The sequence below is a fragment of the Actinomadura sp. NPDC048394 genome (genome assembly GCF_040651755.1).
In the GTDB taxonomy this organism is placed as follows: Bacteria; Actinomycetota; Actinomycetes; order Streptosporangiales; family Streptosporangiaceae; genus Spirillospora; species Spirillospora montaniterrae.
The window spans coordinates 102,052-125,498 of the sequence record NZ_JBEZJL010000027.1; the positions used below are offsets into that span (position 1 = coordinate 102,052).

Annotated in this window: 21 protein-coding genes; 8 read left to right on the forward strand and 13 right to left on the reverse strand. The window is 73.3% G+C overall.

Annotated features, from left to right (window positions below; all coding sequences use genetic code 11):
• Positions 1–7: 7 nt before the first annotated feature.
• Both AB0C78_RS21365 and AB0C78_RS21370 read right to left on the reverse strand, forming a co-directional pair.
• Positions 8–3,367 carry a serine/threonine-protein kinase gene (locus AB0C78_RS21365; protein WP_360750471.1) on the reverse strand — a complete coding sequence of 1,120 codons (3,360 nt, stop codon included), beginning with the start codon at positions 3,365–3,367 and terminating at the stop codon, positions 8–10.
• A gap of 57 nt (positions 3,368–3,424) precedes the next feature.
• The gene (locus tag AB0C78_RS21370) at positions 3,425–4,051 is read right to left on the reverse strand and encodes a hypothetical protein (protein WP_360750473.1); all 627 of its coding nucleotides are present in this window, start codon (positions 4,049–4,051) and stop codon (positions 3,425–3,427) included.
• A gap of 177 nt (positions 4,052–4,228) precedes the next feature.
• Between AB0C78_RS21370 and AB0C78_RS21375 the strand changes: the two genes are divergently transcribed.
• Together AB0C78_RS21375 and AB0C78_RS21380 are read left to right on the forward strand one after the other, a co-directional pair.
• A complete protein-coding gene (locus AB0C78_RS21375) occupies positions 4,229–4,927 on the forward strand; it encodes an HAD family hydrolase (RefSeq protein WP_360750475.1) in 699 nt (232 codons plus the stop codon).
• Between the two features lie 33 nt (positions 4,928–4,960).
• Positions 4,961–6,193 carry an acetyl-CoA hydrolase/transferase C-terminal domain-containing protein gene (locus AB0C78_RS21380; protein ID WP_360750477.1) on the forward strand — a complete coding sequence of 411 codons (1,233 nt, stop codon included), beginning with the start codon at positions 4,961–4,963 and terminating at the stop codon, positions 6,191–6,193.
• Positions 6,194–6,218: 25 nt separating this feature from the next.
• Here AB0C78_RS21380 and AB0C78_RS21385 read toward each other — a convergent pair whose 3' ends face one another.
• Complete coding sequence (locus AB0C78_RS21385; RefSeq protein WP_360750479.1) at positions 6,219–6,488, reverse strand: metal-sensitive transcriptional regulator; 270 nt, start codon at positions 6,486–6,488, stop codon at positions 6,219–6,221.
• 193 nt (positions 6,489–6,681) lie between these two features.
• Between AB0C78_RS21385 and AB0C78_RS21390 the strand changes: the two genes are divergently transcribed.
• The 3 genes from AB0C78_RS21390 to AB0C78_RS21400 all read left to right on the forward strand — a co-directional run bounded on the left by AB0C78_RS21390 (position 6,682) and on the right by AB0C78_RS21400 (position 9,573).
• A complete protein-coding gene (locus AB0C78_RS21390; RefSeq protein WP_360750481.1) occupies positions 6,682–8,040 on the forward strand; it encodes an MBL fold metallo-hydrolase in 1,359 nt (452 codons plus the stop codon).
• Positions 8,041–8,116: 76 nt separating this feature from the next.
• Positions 8,117–8,695 carry a rhodanese-like domain-containing protein gene (locus AB0C78_RS21395; RefSeq protein ID WP_360750483.1) on the forward strand — a complete coding sequence of 193 codons (579 nt, stop codon included), beginning with the start codon at positions 8,117–8,119 and terminating at the stop codon, positions 8,693–8,695.
• Positions 8,692–9,573: a sulfite exporter TauE/SafE family protein gene (locus AB0C78_RS21400; protein ID WP_360750485.1), complete on the forward strand. Its 882-nt coding sequence runs from the start codon at positions 8,692–8,694 to the stop codon at positions 9,571–9,573. Before AB0C78_RS21395 ends, AB0C78_RS21400 begins: the two co-directional genes overlap by 4 nt.
• Here the strand turns inward: AB0C78_RS21400 and AB0C78_RS21405 are convergent.
• The gene (locus AB0C78_RS21405) at positions 9,558–10,271 is read right to left on the reverse strand and encodes a MerR family transcriptional regulator (RefSeq protein WP_360750509.1); all 714 of its coding nucleotides are present in this window, start codon (positions 10,269–10,271) and stop codon (positions 9,558–9,560) included. The two genes, AB0C78_RS21400 and AB0C78_RS21405, sit on opposite strands and share 16 nt — an antisense overlap.
• Positions 10,272–10,402: 131 nt before the next feature.
• Between AB0C78_RS21405 and AB0C78_RS21410 the strand changes: the two genes are divergently transcribed.
• Together AB0C78_RS21410 and AB0C78_RS21415 are read left to right on the forward strand one after the other, a co-directional pair.
• A complete protein-coding gene (locus AB0C78_RS21410; protein WP_360750487.1) occupies positions 10,403–12,241 on the forward strand; it encodes a TIM barrel protein in 1,839 nt (612 codons plus the stop codon).
• A 103-nt stretch (positions 12,242–12,344) separates the two neighbouring features.
• Positions 12,345–13,028 carry a TetR/AcrR family transcriptional regulator gene (locus tag AB0C78_RS21415; RefSeq protein WP_360750489.1) on the forward strand — a complete coding sequence of 228 codons (684 nt, stop codon included), beginning with the start codon at positions 12,345–12,347 and terminating at the stop codon, positions 13,026–13,028.
• Here AB0C78_RS21415 and pqqE read toward each other — a convergent pair.
• From pqqE to AB0C78_RS21445, 6 genes are read right to left on the reverse strand one after another with little or no spacing between them, the layout of a single operon-like run.
• A complete protein-coding gene (gene pqqE / locus AB0C78_RS21420; protein WP_360750491.1) occupies positions 13,025–14,122 on the reverse strand; it encodes a pyrroloquinoline quinone biosynthesis protein PqqE in 1,098 nt (365 codons plus the stop codon). The two genes, AB0C78_RS21415 and pqqE, sit on opposite strands and share 4 nt — an antisense overlap.
• Complete coding sequence (pqqD, locus tag AB0C78_RS21425) at positions 14,119–14,412, reverse strand: pyrroloquinoline quinone biosynthesis peptide chaperone PqqD (protein WP_360750493.1); 294 nt, start codon at positions 14,410–14,412, stop codon at positions 14,119–14,121. The genes pqqE and pqqD overlap by 4 nt, the downstream gene beginning before the upstream one ends.
• A complete protein-coding gene (gene pqqC / locus AB0C78_RS21430) occupies positions 14,402–15,184 on the reverse strand; it encodes a pyrroloquinoline-quinone synthase PqqC (RefSeq protein ID WP_360750495.1) in 783 nt (260 codons plus the stop codon). Before pqqC ends, pqqD begins: the two co-directional genes overlap by 11 nt.
• Entirely contained in the window at positions 15,181–16,083 is a 903-nt protein-coding gene (gene pqqB / locus AB0C78_RS21435) for a pyrroloquinoline quinone biosynthesis protein PqqB (protein ID WP_360750497.1), read from the reverse strand. Before pqqB ends, pqqC begins: the two co-directional genes overlap by 4 nt.
• Positions 16,084–16,093: 10 nt before the next feature.
• The gene (pqqA, locus tag AB0C78_RS21440; protein ID WP_360750499.1) at positions 16,094–16,255 is read right to left on the reverse strand and encodes a pyrroloquinoline quinone precursor peptide PqqA; all 162 of its coding nucleotides are present in this window, start codon (positions 16,253–16,255) and stop codon (positions 16,094–16,096) included.
• Positions 16,256–16,313: 58 nt separating this feature from the next.
• Entirely contained in the window at positions 16,314–18,479 is a 2,166-nt protein-coding gene (locus tag AB0C78_RS21445; protein ID WP_360750501.1) for a PQQ-binding-like beta-propeller repeat protein, read from the reverse strand.
• A gap of 288 nt (positions 18,480–18,767) precedes the next feature.
• On the opposite strand from AB0C78_RS21445, the gene AB0C78_RS21450 reads away from it, so the two are divergent.
• On the forward strand, positions 18,768–19,754 hold the full coding sequence (locus AB0C78_RS21450) for a ThuA domain-containing protein (protein WP_360750503.1): 987 nt from the start codon (positions 18,768–18,770) through the stop codon (positions 19,752–19,754).
• 72 nt (positions 19,755–19,826) lie between these two features.
• Here AB0C78_RS21450 and AB0C78_RS21455 read toward each other — a convergent pair whose 3' ends face one another.
• Genes AB0C78_RS21455 through AB0C78_RS21465 form a run of 3 tightly spaced genes read right to left on the reverse strand, consistent with a single transcriptional unit; the run spans position 19,827 to position 23,313 of the window.
• Positions 19,827–20,600, reverse strand: coding sequence for an ABC transporter ATP-binding protein (locus tag AB0C78_RS21455; RefSeq protein WP_360750505.1), 774 nt, complete (start codon positions 20,598–20,600; stop codon positions 19,827–19,829).
• A complete protein-coding gene (locus AB0C78_RS21460; RefSeq protein ID WP_360750507.1) occupies positions 20,597–22,447 on the reverse strand; it encodes a branched-chain amino acid ABC transporter ATP-binding protein/permease in 1,851 nt (616 codons plus the stop codon). The genes AB0C78_RS21455 and AB0C78_RS21460 overlap by 4 nt, the downstream gene beginning before the upstream one ends.
• Positions 22,444–23,313 (reverse strand): branched-chain amino acid ABC transporter permease, encoded by an 870-nt coding sequence (locus AB0C78_RS21465; RefSeq protein WP_151539931.1) that lies wholly within the window; start codon positions 23,311–23,313, stop codon positions 22,444–22,446. Before AB0C78_RS21465 ends, AB0C78_RS21460 begins: the two co-directional genes overlap by 4 nt.
• Positions 23,314–23,447: the final 134 nt, after the last annotated feature.

Here is a 23,447-nt window from a genome sequence, read left to right on the forward strand (position 1 = left end):
GCCGTTCTCAGGGGTGGAGGTGCCAGTCGAGTTCCCAGCGGCGCAGGGTCCCGTCGGTGCCCGCGGAGAGCGCGAAGCGGGCGTCGGCGCTGACGGTGACGGCGTTCACCGCCCCGTTGTGGCCGTCGAGGACGCGCAGGCACCGCCCGCCGAGGTCCCAGATCCGCACCGCGGCGTCGGATCCGCCGGAGACCGCGAACCGCCCGTCCGGGGTGAAGCGGACCCGTTTGGACTGGACGGACGGCACCGAGTCGACTCCCCGGGGATCGTCGGGCTCGTCGCCGAAGACGCGGAGGCACTCGCCGGTCGCGGTGTCCCACAGGCGGATCGTCCGGTCGGTGTACCCGCCGGCGGACAGGACGCGGCGGCCGTCCGGGCTCAGGGCGACCGACAGCGCCTGATCGGTGTGCCCGTGCATGGTCCGCAGGCACCGCCCGGTCTCCGGGTCCCACAGCCGGACCGAGCCGTCCGCTCCCGCGGACGCGATCAGCCCCGGCGCGGTGTGGAGCGCGCCGACCCTTCCGACGTGGCCGCGCATCTCCCGTTCGCATTCGCCGGTGTCCAGGTTCCAGAGCCGGATCACCGCGTCCGCCCCGGCCACGGCGGCGAGCCGCGCGTCGCGGTCGAACGCGGCGGCGGACGCGCCGAGCGGACCCAGGAGCTGGATCGTCTCGATGCGCTCACCGGTCTCCAGCGACCACGCGCTGACGGTCCCGTCGCGGCTCACGGCCGCGGCCCGCGCTCCGTCGCCGCTCACCCCGGCGGCGTTGACGGCGCTCGGGTGCTTCGCGAGCGTGCGCAGGCAGGTCCCGCCGTCCACGTCCCAGAGCCGGACGGTGCCGTCCTGCCCTCCGGACACGGCGATCCGGCCGTCCGGGTGCAGCGCGACCGCGGTGGGCGCGGTGTCGGCCGGGAAGACGCCGGCCGTCCACACCGAGCGGAGCCCGGTCCGGACCGCGGAGCGGCCGAGGTCCCGCCACGCGCCGAGCAGCCGCGGTTCCCGCTCGTATCCGGGGACGGACCTGGCCTCGGCGAGCAGCGCCAGGGCCGTGCGGGGGTCCGGCGCCCGGCGGGCCCGGTCCATCAGGTCCGTCACCGCGGCGTCGAGCCCGGTCAGCTCGGCGTGCTCCCGCGGCCTGCTCAGCTGGAACGGCGCGACGTGCCGCGGCGGGACCGTCCACCAGTGCAGGCCGGACCGCCAGGCCGTCATCAGCACGCCCGCGTCCGTGTCGAGGTGAGCCGCCCGGACGGGGCCGTCGCCGCGGTAGGTGCGCAGGCACTGGACGCCGTCGAGCGCCCAGAGCCGGACGGTGTCGTCCGCGCCCACGGACACGAGGAACCCGCCGGAGATCGACAGCGAGCCGACCACGCGCGAATGCCCGGGCAGGCTGTGGACGTCTCCCGTGCGGAGGTCCCAGACGCGGATCCGCCCGCCCGCGGCCAGCGCGGCCCGGCTCCCACCGGTGTCGAGGCAGACCTCGTCGACCGCCTTGAAGCCGTCGCGGACGCGGGCGTCGAGGACGTGGACGCAGCGGCCCGTCGCCACGTCGAAGATCCGCGCCGTGCCGTCCGGGCGGCCCGCGGTGAGCACGAACCGCCCATCTCCGCTGAGCGCCGTGACGGCCCTGCCGTGGTGCCCGTCGATCGCCAGCCGGAGCCCGCCGCCGGGGAAGTCCCACACCAGGACCGTCCCGTCGTACCCGGCGGACGCGGCGGTCCGCCCGTCGTCGGAAAGGCTCACCGACGACGACCACATGGCCCGGTTCCAGTCCCGCGGTGCGCCGATCGCCCGCAGGCGGCGCCCTCCGGCGAGGTCCCAGAAGTGCACGGCGTCCGGACCGGTCGTGATCGCGGACCGGCCGTCCCCGCTGATGTCGAACGTGAACCCGCTGCCCGGGGCCGCCAGTTCCCGCAGGCACCGGCCCTCGCGGACGTCCCAGACGCGCAGGACGCCGTCGCACGCGACGACCGCGCGCCTGCCGTCGCCGGTGAACCGGACGCCCATCCTCGGGGGCTGCCGCGGGATCCGCATGCCCTGGAACGTCCCGACCTGCTCCTCGTAGGAGTACCAGGGGATGCGGCGCGTGCCGTCCGACGGCCCGGGCCGGGCGATCGCGTCGCGGCCGAGGACCGCGTCCGCCTGGTCGTGGTCGCCGCGTTCGCGGTGCACCTGCGCCAGCAGCCGGCGGCCGTCACCGTCATCGGAGCCGGCGGCCGCGACCGCCGAGACGAGGTCCTCATCGGTGCACTCGCCGCGCCGCCACCGGAGCAGGCCGGCGTTGTAGGTGGCGTTCGGGTGCTGCGGGTCGGCGGCCAGCGCCGCGGCGAACGCCTCGCCCGCCTCGGCCGGACGGCCCAGGTCGAGCAGGGACACGCCGCGGTTGTTGAGCTCGTCGGCCCGCAGGTCCGCGACGACGGGCGCCGGACGCGGGCGGGACGCCCCGGCCGCCCGCCGGTGGATCTCCGCGAGTTCGGCGGCGACCTCGTCCAGCGACGCGGGCCGCTCGGCCGGGTCCGGCCGCAGGCACCGGCCGAGCAGGCCGGCCAGTTCCGGGGGCGGGTCGGGGAGCCCCGGCTCGGGCTCCTCAAGGCGCGCGGCGAGGGCGGCGCCCGCCACCGTCCCCGACATCCAGGTGATCCCGCCGGTGAACATCTCCAGCACGGACACGGCGAAGCTGTAGATGTCGGTGCGCCGTCCCACCGGCCGCCCGGCGGCCTGTTCCGGCGAGGCATAGGCGGGGGTCAACCCGCTGGTGGACACCATGATGCTCGCGCCCGGCGGGGCGTCCGGGGCCGTCGGGCGATGCCCGTCCGGGGCCGTCGCTGCCGATCCGGCGACGGCCCGCGCCCTGGCCAGCCCGAAGTCGGTCACCTTCGCGACGGCCCGGTCCGCGGTGCCGTCCATCAGCACGTTCGCGGGCTTGACGTCCTGGTGCACGACGCCGCGGTCGTGGGCGTGCGCGAGCCCCCACGCGAACTGCACCGCCACGTCCAGGATCCGGGCGAGCGCCTCGGCCGGGCCGCCGGCGTACAGCCGGCGGTCGTCGATCCAGTCGCGCAGGCTGCCGCCGGGCACGTACTCGGCGAACACCCGCGGGACCCCGTCCAGGACGCGGACGTAGTGGCAGCCGCACACGTTCGGGTGGAGGCCCAGCGACACCCAGATCTCCGCCTCGGCGATGAACCGGTCCCGCTGCGCCTCGGCCGTGAACAGCTCCGGGCGCGGGCATTTCACCGCCAGGTCGGTGGCCCATTCCAGGTGCCGGACGCGGTACACGACGCCCATCGCGCCGCCCTCGTGGACCTGCAGGACCTTGTAGCGCCCGTCGACGACCTGGCCGACCCGCCACGCGTCGCCCGCCGCCACGCGTCCTCAGCCCCTCGACCGCATCGGGCTCATCGGGCTCATCGCCGCCCCGGTCGGTCAGCCGTGGTGGCCGGCGCCCGGGCCCGGGCGGCTGGGCACGAACTCGGGCAACGCCGCGAAGGCCGGGTCGACGGTCGCCGTGGCCGTCACCCACCGCACCCACGCCCGCACCCGCGTCAGCGGATGGTCGGGGTACTGCGCGTCCCACGCCGGGTCGTCGCCGCGGTGGAACGGCAGCGCGCTCCGCACCTCGGGGGCGTACGGGTGCGGGAGGACCCAGCCGTCCAGGCCCACGCCGAGCGTGGCCATGATCGTCGTTTCGCGCATCCCGGTGATGCCCTGCTCCGCGGCGGAGCAGCCGAACATCACGTAGCGGTCGGCCTTGGCCAGGAAGATGTTCGCCAGGAAGACCAGGCCCGCCGGGGCGTTCGGGATCGGCACCTTCACCAGCTGGACCACGCCGCGGACGCCGCCGAGCAGCACCGGTTCGGCCTCGATGAGGCAGCCCATCTGCGCGTACCCGGTGGCCAGGTTGCGGCGCATGGCCGGGACGTCCTCCAGCCAGACGGGCTCCCCCAGCGGGGAGTTCGTGACCTGCTGGATGATCCGATCGCCGGTGCCGGGATGCATCCAGGTCGTCTCGTCGACGCGCTGCAGGCCGGTTGTGTCGAAGGTGACGACCACGCCTCAGAACTCCTTGTCAGCCGGCCGGCTCCGCCCCGCGGCGGCGCGGCGTTCGCCCGAAGAATGATCACACCCTACTGAAGGGGCGTTTCCTCCCGTGGTCTTCTGGTCGATCCTGGACGCGGTGCCACGTCGCCCATACGCACCGAACTGCCCGTATGCATGTATAAGTACCTCGTGACGGATTCGATCGAGCTGGTGATCTTCGACTGCGACGGCGTGCTGGTCGACAGCGAGCCCATCGCGGTGCGCACCCACGTCGCGGTGCTGACCGCACTCGGCTGGCCGGTGAGCGAGGCGGAGGTGACCGAGCGGTTCGTGGGCCGGTCGACCGCGTCGATCAACGAGCTGATCGAGGCGCGGCTCGGCCCGGAGCGGGCCGCCGAGGCGGGCCGCCGGTTCGAGCGGCTGCACCGGGAGGCGGTGGACGCGGAACTCGCGCCGGTCGACGGCATCGCCGGGGCGCTCGCGGCGATCACCCTGCCGACCTGCGTCGCGTCCAGCGGCAGCCACGCCAAGATGCGCCACACGCTCGGCCGGACGGGCCTGCACGCGCACTTCGAGGGCCGCATCTTCAGCGCGACGCAGGTCGCGCACGGCAAGCCCGCACCGGACCTGTTCCTCCTCGCCGCCCGCGAGATGGGCGTCGCCCCCGGCCGCTGCGTCGTGGTGGAGGACAGCCGCTACGGCGTGCAGGCGGCCCGCGCCGCCGGGATGCGCGTCCTCGGATATGCCGGCGGCCTGACCCCGGCGGACTGGCTCGAAGGACCCGGAACGGTCGTCTTCGACGACATGCGCGACCTTCCGCGGCTGCTCGGCCTGATGGACGGCAGCGCCGGCCACGCCGCGGCGGCGGGTTCGACCGCCGCTTCTTGATGCGGCCTCCGGTAGCCAGGGAAAGGGATCTGCATGCGCGTCATCTCAGAGCGGCATCTCGCCCGGGTGCTGGCCGGCCTGCCGGGACGTCCGAGGATCGTGGCGGGCGGTAACTTCGCCACGCCGCGGCGCGCCCTGGAGATCGCCGACGCCGCGATCGGCGAGTACCGCCTGTTCATGCTCAACGCCCAGGGCGGCATCCCGGACCGCGAGGGGGTCGACCTGGAGACGCCGTTCGTCGGGGCCGGGATGCGCGGCCGCGCGAACCTGCGGTACTTCCCGTCGCGGCTGTCGCTGGTCCCGAACCTGCTCAAGGAGTCGCTGCCGCCGGACGTGGTGATCGTGCAGACCTCGCCGGCGTCCGCCGGGACCGTCTCGCTGGGCATCGAGGTCAACATCCTCCCGGCGGCGATCGAGGCGGTCCGGGCCCGCGGCGGCCTGGTCGTCGCGCAGCTCAACCCGCGGATGCCGTACACCTTCGGCGACGCCGTCCTGGCCGAGGACGAGATCGACTACGCGATCGAGGCCGAGGAGCCGCTCGCCTCGCCGGCGCCGCGCGAGCCCGGCGAGGTCGCCCACCGGATCGGGGAGCGGGTCGCGCGGCTCGTCCCCGAGCACGCCACGCTCCAGCTCGGCATCGGCGCCGTCCCGGACGCGGTGCTCGCCTCCCTGCTGGACCGCCGCGGCCTCGGCGTCTGGTCGGAGATGTTCAGCGACGGCGTCCTGGCGCTGGAGAAGGCCGGTGCGCTCGACACCGGCTCCCCGATCACCGCCTCGTTCGCCTTCGGGGGCCGCGAGCTGTACGACTGGGCCGACCGCAACGACCGGATCCGGATGCTGCGCACCGAGAAGACCAACGACCCGGGCCTCATCGCCCGCCGGCCCCGCATGGTCTCGTTGAACTCCGCGCTCCAGGTCGACCTGTTCGCGCAGGCCAACGCCAGCCGCGTGCGCGGGACGATCTACTCGGGCTTCGGCGGGCAGACCGACTTCGTCGTCGGCGCGCTGCACTCCCCCGGCGGGCACGCGATCATCGCCCTGCCGTCGTGGCATCCCCGCGCGGACGTCTCCACCGTGATCGCGCGGCTGGCCGGCCCGGTGACCTCGTTCCAGCACAGCTACATCGTCAGCGAGCAGGGCACGGCGACGGTCTGGGGCAACGACGCCGCGTCCCAGGCCGAGCAGATCATCGACAACGTGGCGCACCCGTCGGCCCGCGACGAGCTGCGCGCGCAGGGCCGCGAGCTGGGGTTCCCGCTGCCCTGACGGGACGGCGGGCGCGGGCGGCCGGTCAGGCGAGGGTGAGGAAGAGCTTCTCCAGCTGGGCCCGGTCGGCCGCGGCCCGCGCCGGGTCGTCGCCCTGGGCGACGCACTGCTCCAGGCCGGTGGCGATGATCTTGAATCCGGCCCGGTTCAGCGCCCGGGACACCGCGGCGAGCTGCGTGATCACGTCCTTGCAGTCGCGCTCGTTCTCGATCATCTGGATCACGCCGCCGAGCTGCCCCTGGGCGCGCTTCAACCGCACGATGACGTCGGCCAGTGAATCCCGCTCGAGCTCCATGCGTCTCCTCCCGGTTACCCCCCAGGGTATCTCGGCCGGCGGGTCGCCGGCATCCGGCAAAGGCGGCCCCACGTGCGGGTTCACTGTGAGATGAGATACCCCATGGGGTATTTGCAGGCCGCGCGCGCGGCGGGCTAACCTGGCGCCGAGAGATACCCCCTGGGGTATATATCCGACACCGGAGGAGGGCACGTTGATCGAGATCGTCTCCATCGACACGCCGGCCCTGGGCGACCGCGGCTACCTCGTCACGGACGGGCGCGTCGCCTTCGTCGTCGACCCGCAGCGCGACATCGACCGGGTCCTGGACCTGGCGGGCGAGCGGGGCGTCACCGTCACCGACGTCTTCGAGACCCACATCCACAACGACTACGTGACCGGCGGGCTCGCGCTCGCGCGGGCGACCGGGGCCGCCTACCACGTCAACGCGGCCGACCCCGTCGCGTTCGACCGCCACCCGGTGGGCGACGGCGACGTCGTCGCGGTCGGCGAGGAGATGCGCGTCCGCGCGATCGCGACTCCCGGCCACACCTTCACCCACCTGTCGTACGTGCTGGAGGCGCCGGGACGCGCTCCCGCCGTGTTCACCGGCGGATCCCTGCTGTACGGCTCGACGGGCAGGCCCGACCTGCTCGGCCCGGAGCACACCGGCGCGCTCGTCCACGCCCAGTACGGCTCCGCCCACCGGCTGGCGCGCGAGCTCCCCGAGGACGCGGAGATCTTCCCGACGCACGGGTTCGGCAGCTTCTGCTCCTCGACGCAGTCGCGGGCCACCGCGTCCACCATCGGGCGGGAGAGGCAGGCGAACCCGGTCCTGACCCTGGACGAGCAGGAGTACGTCGAGGAGCTGCTCGCCGGGCTCGACGCGTTCCCGGCGTACTACGCGCACACGGAACCGCTGAACACCGCCGGCCCGGGCGCCCCGGACCTGTCCGAGCCGCACCGCGCGGACGCGGCGGAGATCCGGAACCGGATCGACGCGGGTGAATGGGTCGTGGACCTGCGCAGCCGCACGGCGTTCGCGGCCGGGCACGCCGCGGGCGCGCTCAGCTTCGGGCTCGACGGCGCCTTCGCCACCTACCTCGGCTGGCTCATCCCCTGGGGGACGCCGGTGACCCTGCTGGGCGAGACGCCGCAGGACGTCGCGGCGGCGCAGCGCGAACTGGTCCGCATCGGCATCGACCGGCCCGCCGCGGCCGCGACCGGCGGCCCCGGGGACTGGTCGGCCGGCGACCCGAGGACCCTGCCGACCGCGACGTTCGCCGACCTCGCGTCCGTCCGCCACCACCGTCCGGTCGCGGTCCTGGACGTCCGCCGCGACCAGGAGCGGGCCGCGTCCCGCATCGACGGCGCCGCGCACATCCCGCTCCACGACCTGCTCCAGCGCCTGGACGACGTCCCGCCGGGAGAGGTCTGGGTGCACTGCCAGAGCGGCTACCGGGCCTCCATCGCGGCGTCGATCCTGGCCGCCGCCGGACGGCACGTCGTGCTGATCGACGACGAGTACCGCGCCGAGTCCCTCGCGGGCCTCCCCGTCGTCGCGACCGCCTGACCGCCGTCACGCCTCCTGACACTCGCCGCGACCGGCTGGCGCCCGCCGCGACCGCCCGACACCGAGGAGACCTCAGATGCCCCTCTCCCCCGCCCGGCTCGACGCCGCGACGCTGCGCGAGCGCCTGGCCGGCCCCGAACCGCCGCGGCTGCTGGACGTGCGCACGCCCGCCGAGTTCGCGGCCGTGCACATTCCCGGCTCGGACAACGTCCCGCTCGACCTGCTGCGCGAGCACCGGGACGAGCTCGGCCGCCGTCTCGGCGACGTCGTGCTGGTCTGCCGCAGCGGCGCCCGCGCGGCGCAGGCCGAGCGCGCCCTGGCCGAGGCCGGGCTGCCCGGCGTGCACGTCCTCGACGGCGGCATCACCGCCTGGCAGGCGGCGGGGGCCCCGGTGAACCGCGGCCGCGCCGCCTGGGACCTCGAACGCCAGGTGCGCCTCGTCGCGGGCACGCTCGTGCTCGCCGGGGTCCTCGGCGGCCTCGCCGTGCCCGCCCTGCGCTGGCTGGCCGCCGCGATCGGCGCCGGGCTGACCATCGCCGCGCTGACCAACACGTGCGCGATGGGGATGCTGCTGGCGCGCCTCCCCTTCAACCGGGGACCGGCGTGCGGCGCGGACGCCATCGAGCGCCTCGTCCGGGACGGAGATCCCGGATGATCCTCGCGCTCACCCTCGCCGCGGCGGTCGCCGTCGGCGTCACCCTGGGCCTGCTCGGAGGCGGCGGGTCGATCCTGACCGTCCCGATCCTGGTGTATCTGGCGGGTGCCGCGCCGGAACCGGCCATCGCCATGTCCTTGTTCGTCGTCGGGGTGACCAGCGCGGTCAGCGTGCTCCCGCACGCGCGCGCGGGCAGGGTGCGATGGCGGACCGGCCTGCTGTTCGGCGCCGCCGGTATGGCGGGCGCCTACCTGGGCGGACGGCTCGCCACCTACGTTCCGGCCGGACTGCTGCTGGCGGGCTTCGGCGTCATGATGGCGCTGACCGCGTTCGCGATGCTGTGCCAGGGCCCCCGCGCCGCGGACCGCGCGCCCCGTCCCCGTCCGGCGGCCCGGACCCTGCTGAACGGCGCCGCGGTCGGGCTGGTCACGGGCCTGGTCGGCGCGGGCGGCGGGTTCCTGATCGTCCCCGCGCTCGTCCTGCTGGGCGGCCTGGCCCTGCCCGCCGCCGTCGGCACCTCGCTCCTCGTCATCGCGGCGAACTCGTTCGCCGGCCTGGCGGGACACCTGCAGAACGTCCAGCTCGACTGGCGCCTCACCCTCGCGGTGACCGGTGCCGCCGTGGCCGGCAGCCTCGCCGGGTCCCGGCTCACCGGACGCGTCGAACCGGACCGGCTGCGCCGCGTCTTCGGCTGGTTCGTCGTGGCGATGGCCGTGGTCGTGCTCGCCGAGCAGATCCCGGACGGCCCGCGCCACGCGCTGCTCGGCACGCCGCCCGGCTGGGGCGCGTTCGCCGGGACCCTGCTGGCCCTCGCCGCCGGGGCCTCGCTGCTCTGCCGGACGCTGCGTCCGGGCACCCCGCGTCACGCCTCCGACTGATCCCCGCCGGGCGCCGAGCCGAACAGTTCGGCGAGCATTCCGGCGCCCTCGCGAGGCGCGCGTACTTCCAGGTGCAGGACCGAGCCGTCGAGGTGCAGCCGGAAGTCGAAGAACGGGCAGCACTTCTGCTCGGCGGTGGCGAGCGCCATGATGCCGGTGGCGCGGTCGGCGGGCACGGTGAGCCGCACCCCGTCCTCGATCCCGCGGCTCGCGGCGTCACCGACCAGATGCCGCCATTGCGCGGTGCGCTCGCCGAGCGCGTCGCCTTCCAGGGAGCACGCCACTGGAGCGGACCGCCAGCGTTCGCCGGGGAATCCGCACTCGTGGTCGCAGGGACCCGTCCGGTCGGGCAGTTCGTCCAGGTGCTCCAAGGCGTTCTGCAGTCCGGCGATGAACGCCGCCAGTTCGGCGGCGCGCGCCCGGGCGTCCGCCACGCGCGCCGCTATGCGCGGGCGGAGATCGGCCTTCACGTCCGCGCACGCGCCCGACTCCCAGACCGCGAGCAGTTCCGACACCTCTTCCAGGGGCAGCCCCAGATTCTTGGCGGCGCGGATGAACGCCAGGCGCTCCACCGCGTCCTCGCCGTAGAGCCGGTACCCGGACGGGGACCGGTCGGGCCGCAGCAGGCCGGCGGTCTCGTAGAACCGCAGGGTGGTGGCCGGGACGCCGGAGCGCTCGGCGAGCTGGGAGATCCGCATCGTCGTCACACCCGGACGGTAGACCTTCGACCCGGCTCGAAGGTCAAGGCGCGAATCGGGAACGGCCGGTGATCCGGCGCCCTGCTACGCTAACGTACTAGTTCGTCCATAAAGAGGGGGCGTATCGCGCCATGCGCAGGTCAATCGCGACGGTGTCGCTCAGCGGCTCGCTGGCGGACAAGCTGACCGCGATCGGCGGCGCCGGCTTCGACGGCGTGGAGATCTTCGAGAACGACCTGCTCGCCAGCGACATGTCCCCCGAGGACGTGCGGGACCGCGCGGCGGACCTCGGGCTGGCCGTCGAGCTGTACCAGCCCTTCCGCGACTTCGAGGCCGTGCCGCCGGACTTGCTCGCCGGTTCGCTGCGCCGCGCGGAGCACAAGTTCGCGGTGATGGAACGGCTCGGCGCGAAGCTGATGCTGGTGTGCTCGAACGTGTCCCCGGCCGCGATCGACGACGACGCGCTCGCCGCCGAGCAGCTGCGGCTGCTCGCGGAGCGCGCGGCCGAGCACGGGATCAGGATCGCCTACGAGGCGCTCGCCTGGGGACGGCACGTCGGCGACTACGCGCACGCCTGGCGGATCGTCCGCATGGCCGACCATCCCGCGCTCGGGCTGTGCCTGGACAGCTTCCACATCGCGGCCCGGGACGTCGACCCGTACGCGATCCGCGCCATTCCCGGCGACAAGATCTTCTTCCTGCAGCTCGCCGACGCCCCGTCCCTTCCGATGGACGTGCTCTATTGGAGCCGCCATTACCGCTGCTTCCCCGGCCAGGGCGACATGGACGTGGCGGGCCTCGTCGCGGACGTCCTGCGGACCGGGTACGACGGCCCCTTGTCGCTGGAGGTGTTCAACGACATCTTCCGGCAGGCGGCGTCCATGCGGACGGCGCAGGACGCGATGCGCTCCCTCATCGCGCTGGAGGAGCAGGTCGGCCTGCGCATGGGCGGCCCGGTCGCGGGGCTGACGTCGCCGCCGCGCCCGGTCGTGCCGACCGGGTTCGCGTTCGCCGAGCTGGCGGCGCCGTCCACCGCCCCGCTCGGGAACCTGCTGGAGGCGCTCGGGTTCGTCCGCACCGGCGTGCACGCCGGAAAGCCGGTGGAGCTGTGGGAGCAGGGTTCCGCGCGGGTGCTGGTGAACAGCGGGAGCGCGGAGAGCCCGGACGGCCCGGCGCTCGGCGCGATCGGGCTGGAGTCGCCGGACCCGGCCGCGTCGGTCAAGCGCGCCGAGGCGCTGCTCTCCCCCGTCCTGCCGCGGATGCGGGGGCCGCACGACGCCCCGCTCGACGCGGTCGCCGCGCCGGACGGGACCGAGGTGTTCTTCTGCCGGACGGCGCGCCCCGACCATCCGAGCTGGACCGACGACTTCTCCGCGGACCGGCGCGGCCCCGCGCCGGTGCCCGGCGAGATCACGCACATCGACCACGTGGCGCTGACCCAGCCGTGGCATCACTTCGACGAGGCGTCGCTGTTCTACCGGAGCGTCCTCGGGCTCCGCCCGCACGAGAGCCTCGAACTGCCGGACCCCTACGGGCTCATGCGCAGCCGGGCCGTGTCCACCGAGGACGGCGGCGTCCGCGTCGCGCTCAACGTCGCCCACGTCGGCGCGCACGACGGGTCGCACGACACGGCGTGGCAGCACATCGCGCTGGCCAGCGGCGACATCGTGGCGACCGCGCGCCGGTTCCGCGCGGCCGGCGCCCCGGCGCTCGCGATCCCCGCGAACTACTACGACGACCTCGAAGCCCGCCACGACCTCGGCGCGGACCGGCACCGGCTCCTCCGCGAGCTGGGCCTGCTGTACGACCGGGACGAGCACGGCGAGTTCCTGCACTTCTACACCGAGACGACCGGACGGGTCTTCTTCGAGATCGTCCAGCGGATCGGCGGCTACCGCGGGTACGGCGCCGTCAACGCGCCGGTGCGGCTCGCCGCGCAGCACGCCCGGCCGCGCCTGCGCGCGGGCTAGCCCGGGCGGGCGCCGCCTCGGGACCACTGGTGGTCAGCGAGCGGGGCGGGCGCCCGGAGCACCATAGGATGTGTCCTCGTCCGCACCCCTCTCATGGAGTCACATGCCGTCGCACTCCGTCACACCCGCCTCGGGAGAGCGCCAGCGCGACGCCGACCGCACCCGCGCGGAGATCCTGGAGGTCGCGCAGCGGGAGTTCGCGCGGCACGGGTACGCCGGCGCCCGGGTGGACGACATGGCGGCGCTCATGCGCACCACCAAGCGGATGATCTACTACTACTTCGGCGGCAAGGAGAAGCTGTACGTCGCGGTGCTGGAGAAGGCGTACGGCGAGGTCCGCAAGCTGGAGTCGACGATCGACGTGCAGCACCTGGCGCCGGTGGAGGCGATCCGCACGCTGGCCGAGCTGACGTTCGACCACCACGAGGCGCATCCGGACTTCATCAAGCTGGTCAGCATCGAGAACATCCACCAGGCCGAGCACCTGCGCAAGTCGGAGGCGCTGCCGAACCTCAGCGGCCCGGTCGCGGAGCTGATCTCGCAGATCCTCGACGCCGGCCGCGCCGCCGGGGACTTCGTCGCCGAGGCGGACGCGATCGACGTGCACATGATGATCAGCTCGTTCTGCTTCTTCCGGATCGCGAACCAGCACACGTTCGGCGCGCTGTTCGGGCGGGACATGACGGCTCCGGAGCACCGGGAGCGGCACCGCGAGATGATCGGCGAGATGGTCGTGGCGTACCTGACCGGCGCCGGGCGCAGGACGCTCGGCCGCGGCGGCTCCTAGCCGCGGGCGTTGGCGGGGCGCCGGTAGACGAAGCCCGGCGCGGCGCCGTCCTCCGTTCCGGCGAGGACGGCGCGGTCGCGGACGAGGTGGTGGTCGGGCGACAGGGCGCAGGCCGGGTCCGTGCGGGAGGCGTCGCCGGTCAGCGCGTACGCCTGGCAGCGGCAGCCGCCGAAGTCGGTCTCGCGGCGCGGGCACTCGCCGCACGGGCCGCTCATCCACGCGGTGCCGCGGTAGGCGTTGAAGGCGTCGGAGCTGCGCCAGATCCAGGACAGCGGATGGTCGCGCACGTTCGGGGGACGCAGATCGGCGATCGCGTAGGCGGCCGGGCACGGCAGTGCCGTCCCGTCGGGCGCCACGGTGATGGAACGGGCGCCCCAGCCGCCCATGCACGGTTTCGGCACGCCCTCGTAGTAGTCGGGAAGCACCCACACCAGTTCCGGGCCCCGGGACTTCGCGCGATGGGCGGCGACCGCCTCCTTGGCGGAGTCGAGCTGTTCCCTGGTGGGGAGCAGGACGTCCCGGTTGCGGAGGGCCCAGCCGTAGAACTGGGCGTTGGCGAGTTCGATGCGGTCGGCTCCCCAGCGTTCGCCCATGGCGATGATCTCGGGCAGGCGGTCGAGGTTGTGCCGGTGCAGGACGACGTTGAGCCCGAAAGGCAGCCCGGCGGCGCGGATCACGCCCGCGGCGCGCTCCTTCGCCGCGTAGGAGGCGCGTCCGGCGATGAGGTCGGAGTTCGCCCGGTCGGCGTCCTGGACCGACAGCTGCACGCTGTCGATCCCGGCGCCGGCCAGCGCGTCCAGCCGGCCGGCGGTGAGGCCGAGGCCGCTGGTGACGAGCTGGGTGTAGACGCCGGCGTGGCGCGCCGCCGCCACGATCTGTTCCAGGTCGGGGCGCAGCAGCGGCTCGCCACCTGAGATGTGCGCCTGGACGATGCCGAGGTCGGCGGCCTCGGCGAACACCCGCGCCCACTCGTCCGCTGCCAGCTCGGTACTGCGGCGGACGAGTTCGAGCGGGTTGGAGCAGTACGGGCAGTGCAGCGGGCACGCATGGGTCAGTTCGGCGAGCAGCGCCCACGGCGCGGCGGGCTCGGTCATTGCAGCCATCCCTCGGCGCGGACTCTGTCGATGAACTCGGGGACGTCCCGGTCGAGCGGGGCGTCCGGGTGGTCGGCGGCGAGCGCGGCGATGATGCCGGCGACGGTGCGCCGCCCGTCGCAGAGCCGCAGGATGCGTCCGGCCTCCGGGCTGAGCAGGACGGCCCGTTCCGGCATCAGCAGCAGCTCGGCGCGGCGGACGCGGTCGTAGCGGAGCAGGACGGAGCGGGCGAGCGCGGGCCGCGTGTCGTCCGTGACCGCCGCCATCGCCGGTGCGGGTTCAGCCGGCATCGGCGCTCCCCGTGGCCGTGGCGTGCTCGACGGCGTCCAGCAGGGACCAGAGCACGTCGCACTTGTAGGTGAACGCGGCCAGCACCCGTTCTTGGTCGGCGCGCGTCTCGGCCCACCGGTGCACCAGGGCGAGGGCCTCTTCGGCGTCCCGGCGGCCCTGCTGCACGCGGACCTGGAAGTAGCGCAGCCCTTCCGGCTCGATCCAGGGGTAGTGGCGTTCCCACGCGCCGATCCGCGTGACCATCAGGTCCGGCGCGAACAGCTCGGTCAGCGACGAGGCGATAGCTTCGAGGGGCGTGGCGAGGCGGCAGAAGTTCACGTAGCCCTCGACCGCGAACCGGACGCCGGGCAGGACGCCCTCCCCCGAGAGCAGCAGCATCCGGTCCAGGCCGGCGGCCTCACCGAGGCGCAGCCACCGCTCGATGCCGCCCGCGTCGCCCCGCTCGCCGTCGTCCCCGCCGCCCGAGCCGTCGCCGTCGCGGCCGTCGTGGTCGTGGATGCGCCGGATCCAGCTGCGCCGCAGGTCCCGGTCGTCGAGCTTGGCGAGGATGAGCGCGTCCTTGATCGGGATGTGCCGCTGGTAGTGGAAGCGGTTCAGCACCCAGCAGCGCAGCTCCTCCGGCGTCAGCAGCCCGTCGTGCATGCGCAGGTTGAACGGGTGCCGGTGGTGGTAGCGCTCGGCGGCGATCTCGCGGAGCCGGCGCTCCACCTCGCCGGGCGTCCACGGCAGCGGGCGGGCGGGACGGCGCGGGGCGTCCGTCGTGGTGCTCACAGGTCGATCACCTGGCCTTCCGATGCGACCTCGATCCCCATTCCGGCGAGGGTGCGGTGGCCGTCGTGGCCGGGGTCGACGAGGGGGTTGGTGTTGTTGAGGTGCGTGTAGAGGCGCCGCGCGGCGGGCAGCGCCGCGAGCCGTCCGGCCGTGCCGTTCGGGCCGCCGATCGGCAGGTGGCCCATCGCGGTGGCGGTCCGTCCGGTGAAGCCGGAGCGGCGCGGCTCGTCGTCGTCCCAGAACGTGCCGTCGACGATGACGCAGTCCGCGGCGAACAGGACCCGGCCGAGTCCGGACGGCCAGCCGGCGAGCGCCGGCGCGTAGACGAGGCTCGCGCCACTGACCCGGTCGGTGACGTGCAGCGCCACCGACCACGCCCCGTCCGGCAGGTCGAGATCGGCGGCGTACCGCGGACGCTTGCCCGAGACCCTGACCGCCCGGATCTCCACGCCTCCGGCGCCGTCCAGCGGGACGGGCCCGTCCTCAGGGAGATTCGACCAGGTCAGCGCGGTGTACGGGGCGAGGACGCGGTCCATCCGCAGCCCGCGCGCCAGTGCGTCGCGGACGGTGCCGGTCGCGACGACGTGCAGGTCCCGCGCCTCCCGCAGCCGGGGCAGCCCGAGCGTGTGGTCGAGCTCAGCATCGGTCAGGACCACGCCCGCGACCGGGGTGCGGCGCCGCTCCGGACCCGGGTGCAGGTCCGGGTTCGCCTCGATCTGCTCCGCGATGTCCGGCGTCGCGTTGACCACGTACCAGCGTCCCGGGGACGCCTCGATCGCGATCGACGCGTGCAGCCGGCGCCACGACGGGTGCGCGCGGGCGGCGGCGCACCCGTGGCACGCGCAGTTCCACTGGGGGACGCCGCCGCCCGCGGCGGTGCCGAGAACGCGCACCCTCATCGGACCGGGATCAGATCTCGACGCCGAAGTAGGCCGTGACCTCCAGGGAGGTCTCGACCACCTGGTAGTCGGGCGTGGACCAGGAGGCGGCCCGCTGGTCGGCCGCGCCCTGCGCCTGGCCGTCGGCGAGGTCGGTGTGGGCGGTCTGGGCGTCGGGGAGGTGCTGGGTCATCTCTGGTGCTTCCCTTCCGTGGGGGGATCTGTGCGGCCCGGGCCCGCCGGCCCGGGGGTCACTGGACGACGATCTTCCCGGTGCTCTGCGGGAAGACCGGGTCGTTGTAGAAGTACTCGCCGCGCTTGGTGAAGGTGTGCGTGTAGGACTCGCCGGGCTTGAGCCGCCCGGAGTTGAACACGTGCTCGAAGAACGACGCGGCGCCGTGCGAGTGCTCGTTCCCGGCCGGGTTGACGAACGTGACCTCGGTGCCGACGGGGACGGTCATGTTCTGCGGCGACATCGCGTTCTGCGCGACCGTGTTCTCCTCGTCGCCGGGCGCGCCCGCCGCCGAGTCCCAGATCCGGCCGAGCGTGACGGTGTTGTCCGCGTCCGCCCCGGCGACGGCCGCGGTGCGGATCTGGTTGCGCTTGGACGGCGGGGTCGGCGCGGGCGCCGGGCCGACCTTCCCGTTCAGCTTGAACGCCCACAGGTGGTCGCCCTTGGGGATGTCGGGGTAGGGCAGCCAGCTGCCGCCGGCGAAGACCGCGATGTACTGCTCGCCGTCGATCTCGTAGCTGACCGGGCTGGTGTGGACGCCGGCGCCGCACTGCCAGCTCCACAGGTCGCGGCCGGTGGCGTCGTCCATCGCGTGGAGCACGCCGTCCGGGCCGCCCTGGAACATGACGCGTCCGGCGGTCGTGAGGATCCCGTTGCCGTGGGCGAGGGACCACTCCCCCTCTTTCCGCCACACGGGCTTGTTGGTGCGGGGGTCCACGGCGACGATGCCGCCGGAGAAGTACTCGCCGAGCGGCCGCGCGGTGTTGACGCGTCCGCCGTTGGTGTTGGAGTAGGAGGAGTTGACGAGCCCGTACCCGACGTAGACGAACCCGGTGTGCGGGCTGAATGACATGTACGACCAGTCCGCGCCGCCGCCGGCGCCGGGGAACAGGATCGTCGCGTCGTCCCAGAACGGCGTGAAGATCTCGCCGGTCGGGTAGTACGGGACGGGCCTGGTCGTGTCGTGGAAGCTCGGCGACTGGTGGACGAACGGCTCGCCGCCCGGGAACGGCTGCGTCGGCCAGGTCTTCTGCCGCGGCTCCTGCGGGACGGGCCGCTCGGTGATGCCGTGCACGCCCTTTCCTGTCTCGCGGTCGAGGATATAGAACATCCCGACCTTGCTGCCGTACACGACGACCTTGCGCTTGCGGTGGCCGATCTGCACGTCGGCCAGCACCGGCGCCATGACGTTGTCGAAGTCCCAGATGTCGTGGTGGACGGACTGGAAGTGCCAGCGCCGCTCGCCGGTCTTGGCGTCGATGGCGACCAGGCAGTTGGCGAACAGGTTCGTCCCGCCGCGGGTCGAGCCGTTCGTGCGGGGATAGGGGTTGCCGAACGTCCAGTAGACGAGGCCGAGCTCGGGGTCGATCGCCGGGTGGATCCAGCAGACGACGCCGCCGGTCTTCCAGGTGTCGCCCTCCCAGGTGTCGTTGCCGAACTCGCCCGGTCCGGGCGGGCCCCAGAACGTCCAGGCGATCTCGCCGGTGCGGGCGTTGAGCGCGTAGGCGCGGCCGCGGGCGCCGGCGGTGCTGCCCTCGGTGCCGACGTAGATGAGGCCGTCGAAGTAGACGATCGCGCCGGCGAGGCCGCCGCGGTTGCCGCCGCACTGCCCTTCCTGCGGGTCGCAGTTCGGGTCGCCCTCGCCGGCGACGAGCAGCTCGCGCTGCCACACGACGGCGCCGGTCTTCTGGTCGAGCGCGTAGACGATGTTGGAGCCGGACGTGGTGAAGACCAGCCCCTCCCCCAGGCCGACGCCGCGCATGTTGGTCTGCTGCGAGCCGACGTTGGTCTTCCACTTGACCTCGCCGGTGCGGCCGTCGACGGCGAACACGTTCTGCTGGCCGGTCTGGACGTACAGCACGCCGTCCTGGGCGACGATCGTGCTCTGCTGCGAGCGCGCCGACGTGCTGCCGCCTTCGAGGTTGACGTGCCAGGCGCCGCCGAGGTGCCGGACGTTGCCGCGGTCGATCCGGCGGAGCGTGGAGTGGTTCTGGTTGCCGTAGTTCCCGCAGACCTTGGGGAAGTCGCGGCCGGTGGCGCCGAAGGCGGTCGGCTGCGGCGGGACGGGCAGGGCGAGGCGGGACGAGGCTGCCTCGGCGTTCGCCGCCGGGGTGCGCAGCGGCGTGAAGGCCACGGTGCCGCCGACGACCGCGGCCGCCCCGGTCAGGAAGTTCCGTCGATCCATGCTCTCTCCCATTCCGTGGTCCACCAGACGGACTCATAGGTCCGATCGACGGACGACACGGTAAGCCGCTTCGGCGGCCCTGGCAATAGCCTGCATCTCGAACGGCTCCCGCACATCGGTAATTTCACCAGTCATGACAGAAGGGCTTCTCGCGGTCCGGCCCGAGCGGTCCGCACCTGGGGTATTGCCGACGGCCGATCCGCATGAGATCGTCCTAGAACCTCTAGACGGTTCAATTGATCCACTAGATGGACCAGTGAGTGAGCCTGGCGGAAAGGAACCCACCCCATGAAGAGACCCGCGTCCCCCGTGCTGTCCGCCGCCGCGGCCGCCGTCGGCACCGCCGCCGTGCTGGCCGCCGCCGCGCTGACCGGCGGAGCGGCCACGGCCGGCCCCCTCGCCAAGCCGAAGAACGCCGGCGCCCAGGAGCTCGGCGACCCCGTCTACGGCGTCTGCCGCGGCACCGACCCCCGCTGCTACCACGACTGGGGCAACTTCGATCCCGCCAAGGGCTACAAGATCCTCGTCTACAGCCGCACCGCCGGACCGCGGCACGCCAACCTCGGCCCCGCCCTCGGCCCCGGCATGAACCCGCCGCTCACCGACGCCAACGTGGCCCAGAAGGCCCTGGTGAAGATGGGGCAGGACAACGGGTTCGGCGTCGACTGGACCGAGGACGTCACGCAGCTCGCCTCGCCGTCGACGCTGTTCCGCTACAACGCCGTCGTCTTCATGAGCACCACCCGCGACACCCTCGACGACGCGGCGCAGACCTCGCTGCGGCAGTACATCCGCGGCGGCGGCGGGTTCGTCGGCATCCACAACGCGTTCGGCACCGAGTACAACTGGCCCTGGTACGAGGGGCTCCTCGGCGGAGCCAACTTCTACGACCACGGGCACGCGCAGCCCGGGACCGTCCAGACCGTCGACCGCAAGGACGCCTCCACCGCCGGGCTGCCGTCCCGGTGGGACTTCAGCGACGAGTGGTACAACCTCGTCCCGTTCCCGAGCGAGGTGCGGTTCCTCGCGACCGTGGACGAGAAGACCCTCACCGAGGGCGTCACCGGCAACATGAACCATCCGGGGCACGGCTCCTTCCACCCCGTCGCCTGGTGCCAGTACTACGACGGCGGCCGCGCGTGGCTGACCACGCTCGGGCACGACGCCAAGGCGTTCACCGACGACGGCACGGGCTTCGCCGGGGCGAAGCAGTTCCAGAGCCTGGTGCTGAACGGCATCGAGTCCGCGATGGGCATGAAGCCCTTCTGCCGCTGACGCGCGGCGCGCCGCCCCGTCCCCAGGCCGGGCTCGGACCGGATCTCCCGGACGAGCCCGGCGACGGTGCACCTAGAGGCCCAGGTAGATGCGGCGGACCTGGACGTCGTCGCGCAGCTCGCGGGACGTGCCGACCATCGCGACCTCGCCGTTCTCCATCACGACGCAGTCGCTGGTCGCCTCGAACGTCAGCTTGGCGTTCTGCTCGACCAGCAGCAGGCTGAGGCCCTCCTCGCGCAGCCGCACCAGCACCGCGAGGATGTCCTCGACGAGCTTGGGCGACAGCCCCATGGACGGCTCGTCCAGCAGGATCAGCCGGGGCCGGGCCATCAGCGCCCGGCCGACCGCCAGCATCTGCTGCTGGCCGCCGGACAGCGCGCCCGCGAGCCGCGACCGCATCTCCCCCAGCACCGGGAACAGCTCGTACACCTCGGCGAGGGACTCCTTCGTCTCCGCGCCCCGCCACGGGCGGGCGTACGCGCCGAGCATCAGGTTCTTCTCGACGGTGAGGCCGGGGAAGACGTGCCGGCCCTCGGGGACGTAGCCGATGCCGTGCCGGACGATGTCGCGCGCCTTGACCCTGGTGAGGTCCGTGCCGCCGAACGTGACGCGCCCTCCGCTGCGCGGGACGAGTCCCATCAGCGCCTTGAGCGTGGAGGTCTTGCCCGCCCCGTTCGCGCCGATGATCCCGACCGACTGGCCGGGCTCGACCGTGAAGCCGATCGAGTTGACGGCGCAGACCCCGCCGTAGTGGACGGACAGGTCCTCCACCGTCAGCGTCGCCGCCTCCGGGGCCGTCCCGGTCCCGGCCTTCTCGCCGCCCTTGGCGGCCGTGCCCGCGTTCATGAGGTCACCTCGGTGCTGTTCGGCAGCGGCATGTCCGCCATCGCGGAGTCGCCGAGGTAGGCCTCGATGACCGCGTGGTCCGCGACGACCTCGGCGGGGGTGCCCTCGGCGATCACCGATCCGCCGGCGAGGACGGTCACCCGCTCGCACAGCGACATCACCAGGCCCATGTTGTGCTCGATGAGCACGACGGTGACGCCGCTGTCGCGGATGGAGCGGACGATCTCCGCGAGCTGGCGCACCTCCTCGCCGTTGAGCCCGGCGGCGGGCTCGTCGAGCAGCAGCAGGCGCGGCGCCCCGGCCATCGCCCGGGCGATCTCGATCCGGCGCTGGATGCCGTAGGGCAGCGCGCCGGGCGCCGCCGCGGCGAACTCCGCCAGCCCGAAGCGGCGGAGCAGGTCGTCGGCGCGGCGGTGCAGGCGGCGCTCCTGCCGCCAGATCCCGACGGGCCACAGCGCGTATCTCCAGATCGCGTACGTGCGGGACCGGTCGAGCGCGACCAGCAGGTTGTCCCGGACGCTCAGCTCCCCGAACAGCCGCAGGTTCTGGAACGTGCGGGCGAGCCCGAGCCGCGAGAGCCGGTACGGGCGGGATCCGGAGACGACCTGCCCGTCCACCAGGACGCGCCCGCCGGACGGCCGGTAGAACCCGCTGACGACGTTGAACAGGGTCGTCTTCCCCGAGCCGTTCGGCCCGACGATGCCGCGGATCTCGCCGCGCTCGACGGTGAGGGAGACGTCCTTCAGCGCCTTGAGCCCGCGGAACTGCTTGGCGATGCCGTCGATCTCCAGCATCGGCCGCGATCCGCCGGCCGCGGCTTCTTCCCCGGCATGGGCGGCGGCCTCGTACGGCTCGAACGGCCGCAGGACGGACCGTTCCGCCGTCCTGCCGAGCCGCCGGTCCAGCACGGCCTTCAGCCGGGCGGGGACGCCGGCGAGCCCGGTGGGCGCGAACACCACCATGAGGACCACGACGACGCCGAAGCCGAGCTGGGCGTAGGTGGGGTGGTCCACGAGCTTCTCGCGGATCAGCGTCAGGCCGACCGCGCCGACGACGCAGCCGACGAGGCTCTGCCGACCGCCGATCACGACCATCGCCAGCAGCAGGAACATGTTGGCGATGTTGAAGGTGTCGGGCGCGATGTAGCGGATCAGGCCCGCGTACAGGACGCCGGCGAGGCCGCCGAACACGCTCGACAGCATGAACGCCGTCATCCGCAGCAGCGGGATCTCCGCGCCGACCGCGCCCGCGGCGAGCGGGTCGTCCCGCATCGCCATCATCCGGCGGCCGAGCCCGGTGCGCACCACGAACAGGCCGAACGCCAGCGCGAGCGCGAACACGACGACTTCGAGGTAGTAGTACAGGTACTCGCTGGACAGGTCGACGCCGAACATCGGCGGGACGGGGATCGCCGAGATGCCCTCGGCGCCGCCCGCGATCTCGGCGTTGGTGGTCCAGTTGATGAAGCCGAGCGCGAGGCCCAGCGTGACGATCCCGAGGTAGTGCGACTGCATCCGCAGCGCCGGGATGCCGACCAGCAACCCGATCAGCGCGGAAGCGATCAGCGCCAGAGCGGCGGCGGGCCAGAACCCGAGCCCGTTGTGGGTGGTGAGGATCGCGGTCGCGTAGGCGCTGACGCCGAAGAAGGCGATCTGCGCCAGGTTGATCTGCCCGGCTATGCCCATCGCGAGCCCCATGCCGATCGCCAGCAGCGCGAACACGAGCGCGATGTCGACGACGTGGATGGCGTAGCTGCCGACCGTGTACGGCAGCAGCCAGGCGATGACGGCGAACGCCACGAGCGTCCCGAGCTTCGGCGTGTACCGGTTCCTGAGGAGGGCGTTCATGCGCGGCTCACCGTCGTCTCGCCGAACAGGCCGGTCGGGCGGATCATGATGGCCACCGTGAAGACCAGGAACACCACGAGTTCGGAGTAGCCCTGGAAGTGGCCGGCGGCGAAGGAGTCGAGCACCCCGATCGCGAAGCCGCCGGCGATGGCGCCGGGGATGTTGCCGCAGCCGCCGAGCATCGCCGCCGCGAACCCCTTGATGCCGATGGTGCCGCCCATCGTCGGGTTCACGTACAGCAGCGGGCCGACGAGCCCGCCGGCGAGCGCGGCGAGCCCGGCGCCGATCGCGAACGCGATCGCGTTGCTGCGGCCGACGTGGATGCCGACCGCGGTGGCGGCCTCGTGGTCCATCGCGACCGCCTGCATCGCGGCGCCCATCTTGGTGCGCTGCAGGAACGCGACGAGCAGGAACACCGCCACCGCGGCGATCGCCAGCACGACGAGGTCGTAGGTGCGGACGCGGAGCCCGAAAAACTCCAGCGGGGCGCCGCCGACCGGGGTCCGGACGGCCCGTCCGGTCGCGCCCCAGATGAGGACGGCGACGGCCTGCAGCACCATCCCGAAGCCGATCGTGCCGATCAGCATCAGGGTGAAGTCCTTGTTCTCCAGCGGGCGCAGCACCCGCTCGATGAACAGCCCGATGAGGCCGGTCACCGCGATGGCCAGCACCATGGCCAGGGCGAACGGCAGCTTGGTCGACATGTAGAACGTGGACGCGGCGTAGGCGCCGATCATGAGCACGTCGGCGTGCGCGAAGTTGACCAGGCCCATGGTGCGGTAGACGAGGGAGAATCCCATCGCCACCAGGGCGTAGATCGCGCCGAGGCTCAGTCCGCCTATCAGTGTCTGAAGGAAGACCTGCATGGTTCTCTTTCTGCGCGGCCGGCGTCGGAGCCGGCGGGGACGAGGGCGGGGCGGCCGGGCCCGCGGGATGCGCGACCGCATCCGCGGCCGGGAGATCTGGACCAACTTCGGCATCGACCCGAAGGAGGACGGCG